Source organism: Aureibaculum marinum, from assembly GCF_003813905.1.
Lineage (GTDB): Bacteria > Bacteroidota > Bacteroidia > Flavobacteriales > Flavobacteriaceae > Aureibaculum > Aureibaculum marinum.
The window spans coordinates 1-18401 of the sequence record NZ_RPFJ01000006.1; the positions used below are offsets into that span (position 1 = coordinate 1).

15 protein-coding genes and 1 rRNA gene are annotated in these 18401 nt (G+C 31.4%); 8 read left to right on the forward strand and 8 right to left on the reverse strand.

The genetic code is table 11. The annotated features are described in order from the left end of the window. The 4 genes from rrf (at window position 1) to EGM88_RS04560 (ending at window position 1871) form a co-directional block, all read left to right on the forward strand. Window positions 1–108 (forward strand): 5S ribosomal RNA (rrf, locus tag EGM88_RS04550). A gap of 432 nt (window positions 109–540) precedes the next feature. Further along, the gene (locus EGM88_RS15985; protein ID WP_238988375.1) at window positions 541–681 is read left to right on the forward strand and encodes a hypothetical protein; all 141 of its coding nucleotides are present in this window, start codon (window positions 541–543) and stop codon (window positions 679–681) included. 79 nt (window positions 682–760) lie between these two features. Further along, a complete protein-coding gene (locus EGM88_RS15990) occupies window positions 761–988 on the forward strand; it encodes a family 16 glycoside hydrolase (protein WP_238988376.1) in 228 nt (75 codons plus the stop codon). A 76-nt stretch (window positions 989–1064) separates the two neighbouring features. Continuing rightward, window positions 1065–1871 carry a phosphodiester glycosidase family protein gene (locus tag EGM88_RS04560; protein ID WP_162497545.1) on the forward strand — a complete coding sequence of 269 codons (807 nt, stop codon included), beginning with the start codon at window positions 1065–1067 and terminating at the stop codon, window positions 1869–1871. A gap of 2 nt (window positions 1872–1873) precedes the next feature. Here the strand turns inward: EGM88_RS04560 and EGM88_RS15745 are convergent, their stop codons facing one another. Further along, a complete protein-coding gene (locus tag EGM88_RS15745; RefSeq protein WP_162497546.1) occupies window positions 1874–2023 on the reverse strand; it encodes a hypothetical protein in 150 nt (49 codons plus the stop codon). Window positions 2024–2149: 126 nt separating this feature from the next. Here EGM88_RS15745 and EGM88_RS04565 point away from each other — a divergent pair, with 126 nt between their 5' ends. After that, entirely contained in the window at window positions 2150–3685 is a 1536-nt protein-coding gene (locus tag EGM88_RS04565; protein WP_123896799.1) for a serine hydrolase, read from the forward strand. A gap of 180 nt (window positions 3686–3865) precedes the next feature. On the opposite strand, the gene EGM88_RS04570 is transcribed toward EGM88_RS04565, so the two are convergent. From EGM88_RS04570 to EGM88_RS04595, 6 genes are all read right to left on the reverse strand, one after another. Beyond that, window positions 3866–5320, reverse strand: a complete 1455-nt coding sequence (locus EGM88_RS04570) for a glutamate synthase subunit beta (protein ID WP_123896800.1) — start codon at window positions 5318–5320, stop codon at window positions 3866–3868. Between the two features lie 4 nt (window positions 5321–5324). Continuing rightward, on the reverse strand, window positions 5325–9836 hold the full coding sequence (gene gltB, locus EGM88_RS04575; RefSeq protein ID WP_123896801.1) for a glutamate synthase large subunit: 4512 nt from the start codon (window positions 9834–9836) through the stop codon (window positions 5325–5327). Between the two features lie 174 nt (window positions 9837–10010). After that, window positions 10011–10250: a hypothetical protein gene (locus tag EGM88_RS04580; RefSeq protein ID WP_123896802.1), complete on the reverse strand. Its 240-nt coding sequence runs from the start codon at window positions 10248–10250 to the stop codon at window positions 10011–10013. 213 nt (window positions 10251–10463) lie between these two features. Further along, the gene (locus tag EGM88_RS04585; RefSeq protein WP_123896803.1) at window positions 10464–11705 is read right to left on the reverse strand and encodes an ammonium transporter; all 1242 of its coding nucleotides are present in this window, start codon (window positions 11703–11705) and stop codon (window positions 10464–10466) included. An 8-nt stretch (window positions 11706–11713) separates the two neighbouring features. Next, window positions 11714–12064, reverse strand: coding sequence for a P-II family nitrogen regulator (locus tag EGM88_RS04590; protein WP_123896804.1), 351 nt, complete (start codon window positions 12062–12064; stop codon window positions 11714–11716). Window positions 12065–12090: 26 nt separating this feature from the next. Further along, complete coding sequence (locus EGM88_RS04595; RefSeq protein ID WP_123897174.1) at window positions 12091–13110, reverse strand: outer membrane beta-barrel protein; 1020 nt, start codon at window positions 13108–13110, stop codon at window positions 12091–12093. 441 nt (window positions 13111–13551) lie between these two features. Here EGM88_RS04595 and EGM88_RS04600 point away from each other — a divergent pair, with 441 nt between their 5' ends. After that, window positions 13552–14334, forward strand: coding sequence for a tRNA pseudouridine synthase A (locus tag EGM88_RS04600; RefSeq protein ID WP_123896805.1), 783 nt, complete (start codon window positions 13552–13554; stop codon window positions 14332–14334). A 106-nt stretch (window positions 14335–14440) separates the two neighbouring features. Here EGM88_RS04600 and EGM88_RS04605 read toward each other — a convergent pair whose 3' ends face one another. Further along, the gene (locus tag EGM88_RS04605; protein ID WP_123896806.1) at window positions 14441–15583 is read right to left on the reverse strand and encodes an acyl-CoA dehydrogenase; all 1143 of its coding nucleotides are present in this window, start codon (window positions 15581–15583) and stop codon (window positions 14441–14443) included. A gap of 181 nt (window positions 15584–15764) precedes the next feature. On the opposite strand from EGM88_RS04605, the gene EGM88_RS04610 reads away from it, so the two are divergent. Beyond that, on the forward strand, window positions 15765–16835 hold the full coding sequence (locus EGM88_RS04610) for an anhydro-N-acetylmuramic acid kinase (protein WP_123896807.1): 1071 nt from the start codon (window positions 15765–15767) through the stop codon (window positions 16833–16835). 110 nt (window positions 16836–16945) lie between these two features. Further along, window positions 16946–18178, forward strand: coding sequence for a Glu/Leu/Phe/Val dehydrogenase dimerization domain-containing protein (locus tag EGM88_RS04615; protein ID WP_123896808.1), 1233 nt, complete (start codon window positions 16946–16948; stop codon window positions 18176–18178). The last annotated feature ends 223 nt before the right edge of the window (window positions 18179–18401 follow it).

Sequence of the window (18401 nt, forward strand, 5' to 3'; positions counted from 1 at the left end):
AGGTGATTATAACGATAGGGCTCACCTCTTCCCATCCCGAACAGAGAAGTTAAGCCTATCAGTGCAGATGGTACTGCCATATGGTGGGAGAGTATGTCATCGCCTTTCTTTTAAAACCTTCATTATTTATTTAATGAAGGTTTTTTTTGTTTAATACTTACATAATAAAATCTAGAAGATTAGATAGTACTATTTGATTTATATATTTAAAATGTTTTAGATGTTGTATCTAGATTAGATTTTTATATTTTTAACTGTAATAAATATTCATTCTGTTTATTATTTCTGCTAGGTAAATATATGTATTACTTCCCTTTCATTGAATTGATTTAAAAATACTAATATTTAGTATTACTTTTAAAATTGTAAATTATTAAATTTACAAGATAGCATTTATGATATAGTTTATGTTAAATTATAAAATTATATTTTAGGGTTAGTTTTTTGCATTTTTTTTAAAGTTGTGTTTATTCTCAAAATAAAGCTAGTCTTTTTAATGGTAAAGTTTTATTTGGTTGGGGAAGTTTATGGGACTGAAAAATGGACAGTAAAAGTGAACCTGATAAACAATTTGGATATTTAGGTTTAGAAAAGGGATATGTCGATTTTAAATTGACATTGGATTTTAAACAATATACTGATGGATATAGTGTTTTTTTGTTCGCCAATATCGAGTACTAAAATATGTGGTTAGTAAGTTAAAGTTGCACCACCAAAACATAATACAGGCAGAATTTATGAATTATATTGAAGTGGATGGTTGATTAAGCCAGATGAAAATAAAGATAAATTTTTAATCTTTGGAGAGTGGAATAATTTAAAAGTTCGGGTAAAAGTAGATACTGTATCAACTTGGTTAAATGAAGATGAAATGGTAAATTTAAAGGATGTGAAGATTGGAGAAGCAAGAAGAAAAATAGCTTTACAAATTCATGATGGTGGTGATATTAAAGTAGCTTTGAAAAATATTAGTTTAATTGAATTATAATTATTTTAGAATGATTTATTATTTCTACATTAGGTTTTATTATTATGTTAAATCTTGTTTATTCTTAATTTTTTTATTGGGCACGCAATTTTCTTTTGGACAAAAAGAATTTGATGTTAACACCATTCAAATTGATAAAGACTTATTTCATACCAAAATTGTTATTGATAGTATTTCAGGGTATAAACAATTTATTAATATCTTAAAATTTCCAAATAGTACCTTAGATAATTTGGAATTAAATTCTGTAATAGTATCTGACAAATTTAATAAAACAAGTAGTACTGCTCGTAAATACAATGCTATTGCTGCGGTTAATGGTGGGTTTTTTAATATGAAAATAGGTGGTTTAGTAACCTATTTTGAAAAGAATGATTCAACGATTTATAGGACTGTAGCTGATTCTATACAGCGGAGTAAACCTAGCTATTTTTTGAATGGAGCTATAGTTATTGATAAAAATAAAAATTTGCGACTTGATATAGCCAAAAGTGATTCTTTTTATGAAAAATCAAAAGAAGAATATTTAGTTATGTTAACAGGACCAGTACTTTTGAAAAATGGAAAGGCATTGGCATTAGCTGACATTCCGTTTGTAACCAATAGACATCCTCGAACATGTATTGCTATTTCGGAGAAAGAAATTTTTCTTATAACGGTTGATGGGAGAAGGTCATCTGCTTTAGGAATGAATCTTTTAGAACTACAAGATTACCTAATCGAATTGGGATGTAAAGATGCAATTAATCTTGACGGCGGAGGATCAACAACCATGTGGATTAAAGATAAGGGTGTGGTTAATATACCAAGTGATAAAAATGGTGAAAGAGCTGTATCTAATATTTTGATGATTACTTCAATGACTAGTGCTGATGTAAACTAATTTTAATTATTGCCTGATTTTAATGGATTTTTTGCAATTATAAGTAATCTATCTAATTCTTTATTTTGTCCAGTAATAAACAATAGAAAGAATAATGGTAAATTTGTTAATTGAATTAAAAGTAGTCCGAATAGGTAAGAGATTTTCTTCATTATTTAATTGTTTGTTATATAACAATTAATTTTTGAACTTTCCTACTATGTAATTTATAAATTTAATGAAAAAGCTTATTTTTATCGGATAAACTTATTTAACCTACAACTTTAAATTCACAAGTAATGAAAAAACTACTTTCACTTATCGTGGTTTTGTGTTTGATAAATACTACGCTAGAAGCTCAAAAATCTCCAAAAGTAAACCTTAAAAAATTAGATCAATACTTTGCCAAAATGGTAAAAGATTGGGATGTGCCAAGTGCAACTATTGGGATTGTAAAGGATGGAGAACTTGTTTTTTCGGGTAGTTATGGGGTTAAAGAAATTGGAAAAAATGATAAACCTGATGTGAATACTAATTATGCTATAGCATCAAACTCAAAAGCATTTACAAGTGCTATTTTAGGGATGTTAGTAGATGAAGGTAAATTAAAATGGGATGATAAGGTAAAAGATTATTTACCTTATTTTGAAGTTTATGATCCCTGGGTAAGTGCTAATGTGACAATTCGAGATTTACTAAGTCATCGTGTAGGATTAGGTACTTTTAGTGGTGATGTAATATGGTATAAATCTGATTTATCATCAGAAGAAATTGTCAAGAGGGTAAAATACCTACCTAAGGCTTATGATTTTAGAGCGGGGTATGGTTATTCTAATGTAATGTATATTACGGCTGGTGAAGTTATTAGAGCCGTTACTGGTAAAAGCTGGGCAGAAAATGTAAAGGAACGCATATTTAATCCATTGGGTATGGATAGGACATTAACTAATCCGAATAAATTAGAAGAAATTGGGAATTATGCAATGCCTCATGGAAGAGAGAATGATGAGAATATTCTAATTGATTGGGTCAATTGGGAGGAGATTGGAGCATTAGGAGGAGTAATTTCTAATGTAAATGATATATCCAAGTGGATGATTTTAAATTTGAATCATGGTGTGTTTAAAAATGATACGTTATTTTCTAAAACTACGAGAAACATGGTTTGGCAACCTCATAACAATAGAAATGTTGATCTGACAAAAAAGAATAATTTTAATACTCATTTTAATGCATACGCCTTAGGTTGGGGTATCAGTGATTATCGTGGAAATTTACGTGTTGGTCATACAGGCGGTTATGATGGTATGATTACGGCAATTACTATGATACCAGATAAAAACTTAGGTATTGTGGTGTTAACAAATGGAATGAAAAGTCCAATTATGGCAGCAACTTATTATGGTTTAGATCAATTTTTAGGAGTAGAATCTGTAGATTGGTCTGCAAAAATGTTGGAAAATAGAAATAAAGGTGATCAAAAAGATACTAGAGTTAGCGATAGAAAATTGAAAAGAGTGATTAATACCAAACCTTCTATAGCATTAAATGATTATGTAGGGTCTTATAAAAGTGATATTTATGGAAATATTATTGTTTCCATAAGTGGAGAAGATTTAAAATTGGATTTTGAACATTCACCAGATTTGTCGGCCACATTAAAACATTGGCATTATGATGTTTTTGAAATTAAATGGGATAAAAAGCATGCTTGGTTTAATTTTGGAACAGTTAAGTTTAATTTAGATAATAATTTAAAAGTATTGGGAATCGATTTTGATGTACCAAATGATGATATTTTCTTTGAGGAGTTAAAACCATATAGAGTGAAGTAGAGTTGAGAGTTTTCTTTTAAACTCACAATTTGCTCTAATTAACAAAGTAAGGATAGAACATAAAAATTCAAATTCTATTACTACAAGACTAGTTCAAAAAACATGGATATTTACCAAAATTTTCAGCAATAGAATTTGAATGTTGAAAGTCTATGAATTGTATTTCTTATTTTTTCTAAGCTAAGCTTTTAGTAAATCTCCGTCCCCTTTTGTTGGTAAATTTGTTTTTCCCATTAAAAATAGGTCAACTTCTCTAGCAGCTTCTCTTCCTTCAGAAATAGCCCAAACAATTAATGATTGACCACGACGCATATCTCCAGCAACAAAAACATTTGGAATGTTGGTTTGGTACTTGGTTGCTTTATAATTGCTTCTAGCATCAGTTTCTATACCTAACTGTTCGCTTATTGTAGATTCAGGACCGTTAAATCCAAGAGCAAGTAAAGCTAATTCACAAGGCCAAATTTTTTCTGTTCCTTCAATTTCTATAAGTTGCGGACGCTGTCCGGGAATCATTTTCCATTCAACATTAATAGTTTTTAAAGCAGTAAGTTTACCATTTTTATCTTTTATAAATTCTTTGGTGTTGATTAACCAGTTTCTTTCAACACCTTCTTCATGAGAAGAAGAAGTTTTTAACTGCAGTGGCCAAAATGGCCATGGTGTTGACGGAGAGCGATGTTTAGGTGGTTTTGGCATAATTTCAAAATTTATTACAGATTTTGCACCTTGCCGATTAGATGTTCCTACACAATCAGAACCGGTATCTCCACCACCTATTACAATAACGTTTTTATCAGTAGCTAATATTTGGTTTTTAATTTTTTGACCAAATATGGCTTTTGTTTGTTGGGTTAAAAAGTCCATTGCTTGTACAACGCCGTCAGCATCTATACCAGGAGTTGGAAGGCTTCGTCTAACTGTTGCTCCACCACATAAAACTACAGCATCAAAATCTTTTAATTTTTTAACATCATAATTTACACCAACATTAACATTAGTTTTAAAATTGATACCTTCAGCTTTTAGTATGGCTAGACGACGGTCAATAATACCTTTTTCCATTTTAAAATTAGGAATTCCATAACGTAATAAGCCTCCAATAGCATCGTCTCTTTCAAAAACGGTTACAGTGTGACCAGCTCTATTTAATTGTTGGGCAGCTGCTAGTCCTGCTGGACCAGAACCAACAACAGCAACGGTTTTTTCTGTTCGTGTTTTTGGTGGTTGTGGTTTAATCCATCCTTCTTTAAAGGCTCTTTCTACAATATTTTTTTCAATATTCTCTATAGAAATAGGGTCTTCAATAATACCTAACACACAAGCTTTTTCACAAGGAGCAGGACATAATCTTCCTGTAAATTCTGGGAAATTATTAGTAGAGTGAAGTATCCATGAAGCTTTTTTCCATTCTCCTTGGTGTACCATATGATTAAAATCTGGTATTAAGTTGCCAAGTGGACATCCACTATGGCAAAAAGGAATACCACAATCCATACAGCGAGAACCTTGTTTTATTAATTCTGGTTCATCTAAAGGTATAGTAAATTCTTTATAATGTGTTACACGTTCTTTTACAGGCGTGTAATTTTCATCTTGTCTTTTATATTCTTTAAATCCTGTTATTTTTCCCATTATACTAAGCTAATGTTAATTCTTCGACCATTTCTTCTTCTGTTTCCAAGCGTTTTAAGGCTCGTTTATATTCTGTTGGCATTACTTTCACAAAATTATTTAGGCTGTTTTTCCAATCAGATATTATTTCTTCACCTTTTTTACTATTTGTATAAAGTACATGCTTTTCTATTAATTTTTTTAATTCTAGAGCTTCTTCTTCAGAAATGTTTTCAAACTCAATAGTTTCTGTGTTGCATAAACCATTAACAAAATTATTGTTAGGATCGTAAACATAAGCAATACCACCACTCATACCAGCAGCAAAATTTCTTCCTGTTTTACCTAGAACAACAACTTTTCCACCTGTCATATATTCGCAACAATGATCTCCAACACCTTCAACAACGGCCGTTGCACCTGAATTTCTTACGGCAAATCTTTCACCAGCTATTCCGTTAATATAAGCTTGGCCTTGTACAGCACCAAATAGGCAAACATTACCAACAATAATATTTTCTTCTGCTAAGAAATCTGCTTTTGCAGGTTTTTTAACAATTAATTTTGCTCCAGACAACCCTTTACCTAGATAATCATTTGTGTTTCCTTCTAGGGTAAAAGTTAATCCATGAGCTCCAAAAGCTCCAAAACTTTGTCCCGCAGATCCTGTAAATTTAATATTCAATGTATCTTCAGGTAATCCTAAATGACCATATATTTTTGAAATTTCATTACTTACAATTGCTCCTACGGTACGATTTATATTGTTAATAGGATATTGTAATGTCATTTTTTCTTTTCTATACAGAGCTCTGTGAGAATCTCTTAAAATTTTAAAATCTAGAACATTGTCTAAATTATGATCTTGCTTTTCTGTATTTCTTACTGGTAATTTATTATAAACTTCTGGTCTATGTAAGATACTTGACAGGTCTAATCCTTTAGCTTTATAGTGTTTAATCGCTTTATTTGCATTAATTTTATGGGTTTGTCCTACCATTTCTTCTAAGGTTCTGAATCCGAGTTGAGCCATAATTCCTCTTAATTCTTCAGCGATATAATAGAAAAAATTAATAACGTGTTCTGGAGTTCCTTTAAAGTTTTTTCTTAATTCTTTATCTTGAGTAGCAATACCTACAGGACAGGTATTTAAATGACATTTACGCATCATAATACAACCAGAAGCAACTAATGGAGCGGTTGCAAAACCAAATTCTTCAGCTCCTAATAAAGCAGCAATTGCTACGTCACGTCCTGTTTTTAATTGACCATCACACTCTACTACAATTCTACTTCTTAATTTGTTTAGTACTAAAGTTTGTTGGGCTTCAGCAAGACCAAGTTCCCATGGCAAACCTGCATGTTTTAAAGAAGTTAGGGGAGATGCACCTGTACCTCCATCGTAACCTGAAATAAGTACAACATCTGCTTTGGCTTTAGCAACACCAGCTGCAATAGTACCCACACCAACTTCAGAAACTAGTTTTACATTAATTCTAGCTTCTCTATTGGCATTTTTTAAGTCGTATATAAGTTGAGCTAAATCTTCAATAGAATAAATGTCATGATGTGGCGGAGGAGATATCAACCCTACAAAAGGAGTTGAATTTCTAGCAGCAGCTATCCAAGGCAGTACTTTTTCTCCTGGCAACTGACCACCTTCACCAGGTTTTGCCCCTTGAGCCATTTTAATTTGAATTTCTTTAGCATTGGTTAAATAATGAGAAGTAACTCCAAAACGACCTGATGCTACTTGTTTAATGGCTGAATTTCGACTATCTCCATTAAGATCTTTTTGAAAACGGTTTCTATCTTCACCACCTTCACCAGAGTTAGACTTTCCACCGATTCGATTCATAGCAATTGCTAAGTTTTCATGTGCTTCTCTAGAAATAGAACCATAGGACATGGCTCCAGTTTTAAAACGTTTTACTATTTCTGTCCAAGGTTCAACTTCATCTATTGATATTGGATTTATGTTATCAAATTCAAATAATCCACGAATTGTCATTAAGTTTTTTGACTGTTCATTGATTGCTTTTGAATAAATATCATAACTAGCTTGATCACTTAATCTTACTGCTTGTTGTAATTTTGCAACTGTAGTTGGATTAAATAAATGGCGTTCTCCTTTACGTCTCCACCTGTATTCTCCACCTATATTTAAACCTAGTTTTTTATCAATTTTGTTGTCGGGATAGGCATTCTTGTAACGTTGATTAATTTCTTTTTCAATTTCATATAGTCCAATACCTTCTATTCTAGAAGTAGTATAAGGAAAGTATTTTTCGACAAACTGGGAGTTAAATCCAACAATTTCAAAAATTTGAGAACCTCTGTAGGAATGTAATGTAGAGATTCCTATTTTATTCATTACCTTTAAAATTCCTTTTCCGATTGCTTTATTAAAATTTTCAACAGCTTTATCTTCATCAATACCCTTAATAAATCCTTGTTTTACCTGCATTCTAATAATTTCATTTACCATATATGGGTTAATGGCACTAGCCCCATAACCGAACAACGTAGCAAAATGATGTGGCTCACGAGGTTCTGCAGATTCAATAATTATATCAAAATAGGAACGCTTACGTAAACGGTTTAATTGATGGTTAACATAAGAGCAAGCTAATAATGCAGGGATGGGAGCAAATTCTTGATTTACTCCTCTATCTGATAAAATAATAATGTTAGTTTTTCTTGAAATAGCTTTTTCTACTTGTTTTATAATATCTTCTAGAGCATCTTCTAATCCGTTAAGTCCTTGTGCTTTTGGGTATAGAATTTCAATGGTCTCGGCTTTAAAACTTTCAATTGAAATAGATCTTATTTTTTCTAAATCAGCATTCGAAATTACTGGATTTTGAATTCTTAATTTTCGACATTGTCTTTCTGTAATACTAAATATATTTCTATCCTTACCAAGATTTAAGCTAATGTCAGTTACAATTTCTTCACGGATACCATCTAAAGGAGGATTGGTAACTTGAGCGAATAATTGTTTAAAGTAATTTGAGATTAATTGAGGTCTATCAGATAGTACTGCTAAAGGAGTATCAATTCCCATAGAACCTAACGCTTCTTTACCAGCAATAGCCATTGGAGTTATTACCTCTTGAATATCTTCAAAAGTATAGTTAAATAAACGTTGTCTTGTTTTGATATCAATAGTTTCAATAGGACAAGTTTCGTTGTTATAAGGTACATCTTTTAAATGTAATCTACACTTATCTAGCCATTCTTTATATGGTCTTTCAGAAACAATTTTACTTTTTATTTCTTCATCTTCAATAATGCGACCTTCATTCATATCTACCAAGAACATTTTTCCTGGTTCTAAACGCCCATGACTTTTTACATCTTCAGGAGAAATATCTACAACACCAATTTCAGATGCCATTATTAGTTTTCCACTTTTAGTAACTGTATATCGTGAAGGTCTTAAACCATTTCTATCTAATAAAGCACCTACATAATCACCATCTGTAAATGGAACTGATGCAGGGCCATCCCAAGGTTCCATAATGCACCCGTTATATTCGTAAAATGCTTTACGTTCGGGAGACATAGTTTTGTGTTTTTCCCAAGCTTCAGGAATCATCATCATCATCACTTCAGGTAAAGAGCGTCCAGAATGTATTAAAAGTTCAACAACCATGTCCATTGATGCAGAATCTGATTTTTCTGGTAATACGATTGGGAATAACTTGTCAATTTGAGGTCCAAATACCTCGCTTTTCATAATTTCTTCACGCACTCGCATTCTACTTACATTACCACGTAATGTATTAATTTCTCCGTTTTGACACATGTAACGAAACGGCTGAGCAAGCTCCCAAGTTGGCATTGTATTGGTAGAAAAACGTTGGTGCACTAGAGCTAAACGAGTTACTAAATCTTTCTCTTGTAAATCTAAGTAATAAGAGCCAATATCTTCAGGCATAATAATGCCTTTATAAATTAAGGTAGTATTAGATAAACTTGGAAAATAGAAATAATTACTTTGCGACATTTTTGATTTTCGTATAATATGCTCGGTAATTTTTCGAGCCATATATAATTTAGCTTTAAAAGTAGCTTCATCAATGTCTTCAGATTTTCCAATAAAAATTTGCTCAATATTAGGCTCTGAAGCAAGAGCTATTTCTCCTAAATGAGAAGAGTCTACAGGAACATCTCTCCAGCCTAAAATAGTAAGTCCTTGTTTGGTAACTTCTTTTTCAAAAGTATCTTTACAATATTTGTATTGATTTATGTTTTTAGGAAGAAAAACCATGCCCACAGCGTACTGACGCTCTTCTGGAATATCGAACTCACAAACTCTTAAAAAATATTCATGAGGAATGTCGATTAATAAACCAGCACCATCTCCAGTTTTTCCATCAGAACTTACACCACCACGATGCTCTAATTTTACAAGAATTTCTAACGCATCATGTATGATTTGATTTGTTTTTTCTCCTTTAAGATTACATATAAATCCTGCTCCGCAGTTTTCATGTTCATATTCGGGTAGGTAAAGACCTTGCTGCTCCATAAAATTCAAGTATTTTCACAAAAATACGTAAATAATTAAAAAAAATGCAGGTTTATAAGTCTATTTTAGACGGAAATGTAAATCTATTAAAATTTTTATGAATAAAATGTAAATAGATTAATTTTTCATGGCTTATTTTCTTATTTTAATAATCAAAAAAAATTATTATATAGGTTATATGTTTTTATTCATTCTTGCTATTATTTGTTCAGGCTTCATTATTTTTAAAGCAAAATTTTGTTGACTTTTTGTGTCATTTTGTTTTTCAGTAGATGAATTTTCAGGTTGTTCATCACAAGGTCCGTATGGTGTATAACAATCTCCATCATCATTTTCACATTCAGAGGGGCAGCCCATGAATAAGGTAATCATTAATATACCAATTACATAATTAAATAATGTTATTCTTTTCATAATGTAAGATTTTAAGGTTCTATTTTTATACTAAAGTAGAATAGTTCTTACTCAGAAAAGATAAAACTGTATATAGAGAATGTATTAATTTACAGTTTGTTATGTATGTTGTGTAATTGGTGTTTTGTATAAAAATAGAAAATACACGGTCAAAAATTGGCTTGATGACCGCGTAATGTTTCTATTTCTTAAAACTTAATTATTATATAATTATTAATGTTCATTTAATCTAAAATCAGGATAGGCATCCATACCATGTTCAAAGCCATCTAGGCCTTCTAATTCTTCTTTTTCAGAAACTCTTATGCCAACTGTTTTCTTTAGGGCGAATAATATAATAAATGATGTAACAATACAAAAAGCAGCATAAGAAGCTATTCCTATTAGTTGGCTAACTATTTGTGCACCTCCAGCTTTTTCGCCAAAAATTCCAACAGCTAATGTTCCCCATATACCACAAATTAAATGTACAGCAATAGCCCCTACAGGATCATCTAATTTTAATTTGTCTATTAAAGCCACACCGAATACAATAATAGCTCCGGCAATGCCTCCTATTAATATAGCATCTGTTGGGCTCATAAGGTCGGCACCTGCAGTAATTCCCACTAATCCACCTAAAATACCGTTTAAAAACATAGTTAAATCATAGTTTTTATACATTAAGGTAGAGACTAAAAATGCAATTACCCCGCCAGCAGCGGCAGCTAAACTTGTAGTTACTAGAGTTAATGATGTTAAAGCGGGATCAGCAGACAATACTGAACCACCATTAAAACCAAACCAACCTAACCATAGAATTAATACTCCGGCGGTTGCTAATGGGATGTTGTGTCCTGGAATAGCTTGTGGTTTTCCGTCTTTAAATTTTCCAATACGAGATCCAAGTAACCATACGGCTACCAGAGCAGCCCAACCACCTACGGAATGAACAAGAGTTGAACCAGCAAAGTCGTAAAATGGAGTTTCTAAAGAATCTAAAAATCCACCACCCCATTTCCAAGAACCAGCAATTGGGTAAACGATACCTACATAGATAATTACAAAAATCATAAATGGGCCAATTTTTATTCGTTCAGCGACAGCACCAGAAACAATTGTAGCAGCAGTTGCAGCAAACATACCTTGAAAAAGGAAGTCGGTCCAATATGTATAGCCTGCGTTATAAGCGAGATCTAGTGTGCCTTCTACGTTTAATGGAGAGCTTAATCCGAAACCGGCAAAGCCAAAGAATCCGGAAGCACCTTCTTCAAAACCAGGATACATTAAGTTGAATCCTACTAGACAATAAAGCAATAGTCCAATAGTAATAATAAATATATTTTTAAATAAAATGTTTAATGTGTTTTTTTGTCTCGTTAAGCCAATTTCCAAAAGAGAAAACCCTAAATGCATAAAAAATACGAGAGCAGTACAGATCATCATCCATACATTGTTTATTGTTAATAATTCCATAGCTGTTTCTATTTAGATATTTTTTTTAAAGTTTCACCACCTTTTTCTCCTGTTCTGATTCGATATACTTCTGTTACGTCAGATACGAATATTTTACCATCACCAACATCTCCTGTTGCAGCTGATTTGAGAATGGCGTTAATGGTTATTTTTTCAAAGTCGTCATTAACAACTATAGATAGGTATCTTCGTTGGATATCACTTGTGCTATAACTAACACCTCTATAAACATGAGCTTCTTTTTCATTACCTAATCCAGTAACATCCCAATAAGAGAAAAAGTTAACATCAACTTTGTGCAATGCTTCTTTAACTTCTGTGAATTTTGATTGCCTGATAATGGCTTCGATTTTTTTCATTGTGTTAATATTTATTTAAATTATAGTTAGTCAAATTTGTAAATAGCTGCTATAGTAAATGCGGCTAAGCTATTTGTAGCATTTGAATCATTGTCTATGAAAGGTTCGTAGTCATTGTTCCAAGAGTCTAATCTAATTTCGGGTTTGATTGTTAAGTTTTCAATAGAGTAGCTACCTGTTAGTGTTAAACCTAAAACTGCGGGGATGTCATCTACATCTTTTTGGTGATTTCCAAAGTATTCTCCTCTTAATCCTAAACCAAAAGAGTCAGATAATGAATATTGAGGGTACAATGCAAAACCATAAAAACTAAGGTCGTCATCGTTTTCTACATTATATGCGGCATTTATTCCTAAGAAGAATTCATCAGACATGTCAAATCCACCAGTATAATCTATTTCAAATCCAATTCCGATATCAGAGTCAGCACCATCATAATATAAGTTTAGGTATTGTCCTTTGTATCCTAATTGTGCACCAATAGCGTAATCTCCACTGAAATTGTTATTTACATCTGTAACGTTCATAAGAGCAGCCATTAAGCTAAAATCGTCAGAAATAGTAAAATCAGCTTTTAAGCCTACATGAGAAAATGGTCCATTAGAGAATAGGTGAGAGGTGCTGTAGTTAAAGTTGCCTACAGGAGAAATTACTTCATAGCCTAAGTATGTGTTAAATCTACCTAAAGTTAGAGTGGTAGCTTCAGATACATTCCAATATGCATATAATTGGTTGATAAAAATGTCAGAATCTCCTCCAACAGCTTCTAATCCTCTGCTTCCATAAGCTAAGTCAGCAACCGCTCCTGTTTTTTCACCCTCATAACTTACTATTACATTGGCCATGCCTAAAGCAAAACCTGTCTGATTGGCAAATGATGTTCCAAATGACTGTGATCCGACGTCTGTAGATGATAAATTTGTTTTGTAATATGCATCAGCTGAACCAGAAAAAGAAAATTTGCTCTTTTTTTCTTCAGGTTCTTCTGTTTGTGAAATTGCGTTAAAGCTGCTTAATAGTATTACTAATGTAATAATACTATTCATATTTCTATTCTTCCCTAGTCTTAAGGTTTTAAGAGTTGAAGAATTCTGTGTTTTTGTATTAAATTTCATAAAGTTGATTTTTAATTTGAATTATATTTTTCTGTCTTGCAAGCGGTCAAATGTAAAAATTAATTTTATATAATAGAGGGGGTTAACATTTAAATATGTTATTTTTAAGTATTTACACTATAATATTTTAGGGGTTAAAATTATAAAAAAGCAATAAATTATTGAATTACGGGTATAAAAATAAGGGGTATATAAAAAAACGATAAAAAAGTGGTGATATGATAAAAATGCAATTTTTTGAAAAAAAGTGTTAATTTTAGTAAAGTGTGTGTTATTTTAACTAAAAATGGAGATATAATTGTAATAGATTGGTAAATAGCATATAAAAGAGGAACATATAGTTTTTTTGAATGAGATTAAATAGAAAATAATATGAGTTTTAAGTATAATTATTTAGTATATATTCAATTTTTAGGGTTTCGTTTTCATGGTTGGCAAAAGCAATCTGATGTAAAAACTGTACATGAAATGGTAGATAAAACATTATCTTTTGTATTCAAACATCAAAATTTTAAAACATTAGGTTCTGGTAGGACAGACTCTAAAGTATCTGCGAGTAGTTATGTTTTTCAGCTTTTTATTGATGAGAAAATAGACCAAAGTTCTTTTATGGTGAATTTTAACTCAAATTTGCCTCCTGATATTAAAGGTGTTTCTATAGAAGAGATTTCAAGTGACTTTAACCTCATTCAACATCCTAAAATTAAAGAGTATTTATATTTGTTTTCTTTTGGAACGAAAAATCATCCTTTTGCAGCTCCTTATATTATAGGTGTAGAAGAAGATTTAAATATAGCGTTAATGAAACAAGGAGCAAAGCTCTTTGAAGGAGAGCATTTTTTTCATAAATATTGTACAGAGCCATCAGCTAATACTATTTTTAAACGAACTATTAATTGTTGTGAAATTGTAGAAAATGATATTTATATCGCTAACTTTTTTCCTGAACAAAGTTATTGTCTGCGTGTAAAAGGAAATGGATTTTTACGTTATCAGATTCGACTAATGATGGGAGTACTATTTAAATTAGGTAAAGGGGAATTGGATCTGGAGTTTATAGAGCAATCACTTTTAGAGGATAATGATCGTAAACCATTACGCACAATTGCTCCTAGTTCAGGGTTGCAATTGTATGATGTTACAATGCTAAACTGATAAATTCCAAATATTAATAAATTAATCTAAGGTTTATTATACTAAAGATTTTAAACATTTAGTAGGTTGATTAAATTTAATATTTGGAATTTATATATAATGTCTTTTAATCTTTAAGAACGCTTCTTGAAATTACAATCTTCTGAATTTCACTTGTACCTTCGTAAATCTGCGTAATTTTAGCATCACGCATAAGACGTTCTACGTGATATTCTTTTACAAATCCATAGCCTCCATGAATTTGTACAGCTTCTACAGTAATACGCATGGCCATTTCAGCGGCATATAATTTAGCCATAGCTCCAGATAGATCATAATTTGCATGCTGATCTTTGTCCCATGCGGCCTTTATACATAAGTGTCTTGCAGCTTCAATTTCTGTAGCCATATCTGCAAGTTTAAAAGCGATAGCCTGATGTTTACTAATTTCTTTGCCAAAAGCTTTACGTTCTTTCGAATATTTTAAGGCTAGTTCGTAAGCACCAGAGGCAATACCTAATGCTTGAGAGGCAATACCAATTCTTCCTCCCGCTAAGGTTTTCATAGCAAATTTAAATCCGAATCCGTCATCTCCAATTCTATTTTCTTTGGGTACTTTTACATCTGTGAATAGTAAAGAGTGAGTGTCAGAACCTCTAATACCCAATTTATTCTCTTTTGGACCAACTTCAAAACCAGGCATTCCTTTTTCAACAATTAAAGCATTTATACCTTTGTGACCTTTTTCAGGGTTTGTTTGAGCAATTACCAAATACACACTTGCAGTACTTCCATTGGTAATCCAATTTTTAGTTCCGTTTAAAAGGTAATAATCACCTTTGTCAATAGCAGTTGTTTTTTGAGAAGTAGCGTCACTGCCAGCTTCGGGTTCACTTAAACAAAAAGCACCAATAATTTCTCCTGTTGCTAATTTTGTTAAATATTTTTGTTTTTGTTCTTCTGTTCCAAAAGTTTCTAATCCCCAACATACCAAAGAGTTGTTTACAGACATTACTACAGATGCTGAAGCATCAATTTTAGAAATTTCTTCCATAGCTAGCACGTATGATATGGTGTCCATACCACCACCGCCATATTTTGGGTCAACCATCATGCCTAAAAATCCAAGTTCTCCCATTTTTTTTATTTGTTCTTTAGGAAATTCTTGTTTTTCGTCACGTTCAATAACTCCAGGTAATAATTCAGTTTTAGCAAAGTCACGAGCGGCATCGCGAATCATAATATGTTCTTCAGTAAGATTAAAATCCATTGCGTATTATTTATTTGAATTAGTATTTATGACTTCAAATATACATTATTTATAAAAATGTTATTGTATTTTTACAAATCCGAAAAAGAATTGTATTATTAAGTTATTAATGTTGGTTTTTTTAATTTACAATTTAGTAGTAGATTGGCAGAATAATAAATATGATAATTAAAGTATAAAAATGAAAGAAGTTCAAAGTTATTTTTATTGTATTGGTGTAATGAGTGGAACTTCTCTAGATGGGGTTGATTTATGTTATGTGAAATTTGATGTGACTCATGGGTATAAATTTGAAATTTGTAATGCTAAAACTTATTCATATTCAGATGAATGGAAGCGTAAATTAAAATGTGCATTTACTTCTGATAAAGATGTTCTGAAGTTATTAGATGTAGAATATGGAAAGTTTCTAGGTGAGGTTATTAATAGATTTATTACTGAAAAAAATATAAATCAAGTTGATTTCATCGCTTCTCATGGTCATACGATATTTCATAAACCAGATAAGGGATTTACACTGCAAATTGGAGATGGACAAACTATTGCAAATGTTACAAATAAAAAAGTAATTTATGATTTTAGAACAGCTGATGTTAATCTTGGTGGGCAAGGGGCTCCGTTGGTGCCAATTGGAGATAGGCTGTTGTTTGGAGAATATGATTATTGTATTAATTTGGGTGGTTTTGCCAATTTATCATATGAAAAAGGGGGTAGTCGTATTGCATTCGATATTTGCCCTGTAAATATTGTGATGAATTATTACGTAAATCAAATTGGGATGCCTTATGATAATAAAGGGCAATTAGCTTCGACAGGGACTGTGAACCAGGAGCTGTTAAAGGCTTTAAATGATTTGAATTTTTATAAAGAAAGTCCTCCTAAATCATTAGGGTTAGAGTGGGTTGTAGCTACTATTTTTCCTTTAATTGATCAATTTAAACTAGAAATAAAAGATATTTTAAGAACTTTTAATGAACATATAGCTATACAGATTGCTAAATTAATTGATAAGGATTCTAAAATATTAATAACAGGGGGAGGAGCTTTTAATGATTTTTTAATTCAACGTATTCAGTTTTATACAAATCAGCATATTGAATTGGTATCAAAAGAAGTAATTGATTTTAAAGAAGCTCTAATTTTTGCTTTATTAGGATTGTTAAAAATTCAAGGTAAAGTTAATGTTTTAAGTTCTGTAACTGGGGCTAGTAGAAATCATTCATCAGGCAAAATAATATATCCAAAAGTTTAATTTATAATTCTATTTATTATGACTCAGTTGTAGCTACATTTAAGATTTTTTAAGGGCAATAAGTTTGTCATGTGTAAGAGGTGTTAAAGTTTAATTGAATTGTAGTAAATATGAAAGATTTATTAAAAAAGTATGAAAATAAAAAGCCAGAAATTGTATTTCATTGGCAAGATACAGAAACTGATGCTGAAGGGTGGACTGTAATAAATTCACTTCGAGGTGGGGCTGCAGGAGGAGGAACAAGAATGCGTAAAGGGTTGGATAAGAATGAGGTGTTGTCTTTGGCTAAAACAATGGAAATAAAGTTTACAGTTTCTGGGCCAAAAATAGGAGGAGCAAAATCAGGAATTAATTTTGATCCTGATGATATAAGAAAGAGAGGGGTTTTAGAGCGTTGGTATAAAGTGGTATCTCCTTTGCTAAAGCATTATTATGGTACAGGTGGAGATTTGAATGTTGATGAAATTCACGATGTAATTCCTTTAACAGAAGAATGTGGTGTTTGGCATCCTCAAGAAGGTGTTTTTAATGGACATTTTCAGCCAACAGAAGCTGAGAAAATTAATCGGATTGGACAATTAAGGCATGGTGTAATAAAAGTTATAGAAGACCCTAAGTATACACCTAAAATATCTAGAAATTATAGAGTAGCTGATATGGTTACTGGTTATGGAGTGGCAGAAGCTGTTAAACATTATTATGATATTTTTGGGGGTAATATAAAAGGTAAAAGAGCAATTATTCAAGGGTTTGGAAATGTAGGGTCAGCAGCGGCATATTATTTGAACCAACTTGGAGTAAAAATTGTTGGTATTATTGATAAAAGTGGAGGAGTTATAAATGAGGATGGTTTTAGTTCTAGTGAAGTTAGAGATATGTTTCTGAATAAAAGAGGAAATATGTTAGTTGCCGAAAAAATGATTCCTTTTGAAGATATGAATCAACTTATTTGGAAAATTCCAACCGAAATTTTTATTCCTGCAGCAGCATCAAGGTTAATTACAAAAGAACAAATTACTACAATGATTGAAACAGGACTCGAAGTAATTTCTCCTGGAGCAAATGTACCTTTTGCTGATAAAGAGATTTTCTTTGGGCCAATAATGGAATATACAGATAAACAAATAAGTTTATTGCCAGATTTTGTTTCAAATTGTGGTATTGCACGTGTTTTCGCATATTTAATGGAGAGTAAGGTAGAAGTTCCTATGAGAGATGAGGCTATTTTCCAAGATACTTCAAAAACCATATTTAAGGCTTTGGAAAAAATATACAACTTACATCCATATAAAACAGATATTTGTAAAACTGGATTTGAAATTGCACTAAAACAATTGGTTTAATTTTTAAATAATGTAATTAAGTATTCTCATTGTTTACTTAAAACGTATGTAGTCAATGATATAAATTTAAAATGTTGGCAAATTGTTATTTTTTTAGGTTTTATTAAAAAGACAACATTGTAGTTAATTCTATATTTTTTAATAAGCCATTTTGTTTTATTTTTACCGAAGTTTTTATAAAAAATAGATTCAGTTCATAAGTATTATTTTTTTGATAAATTAA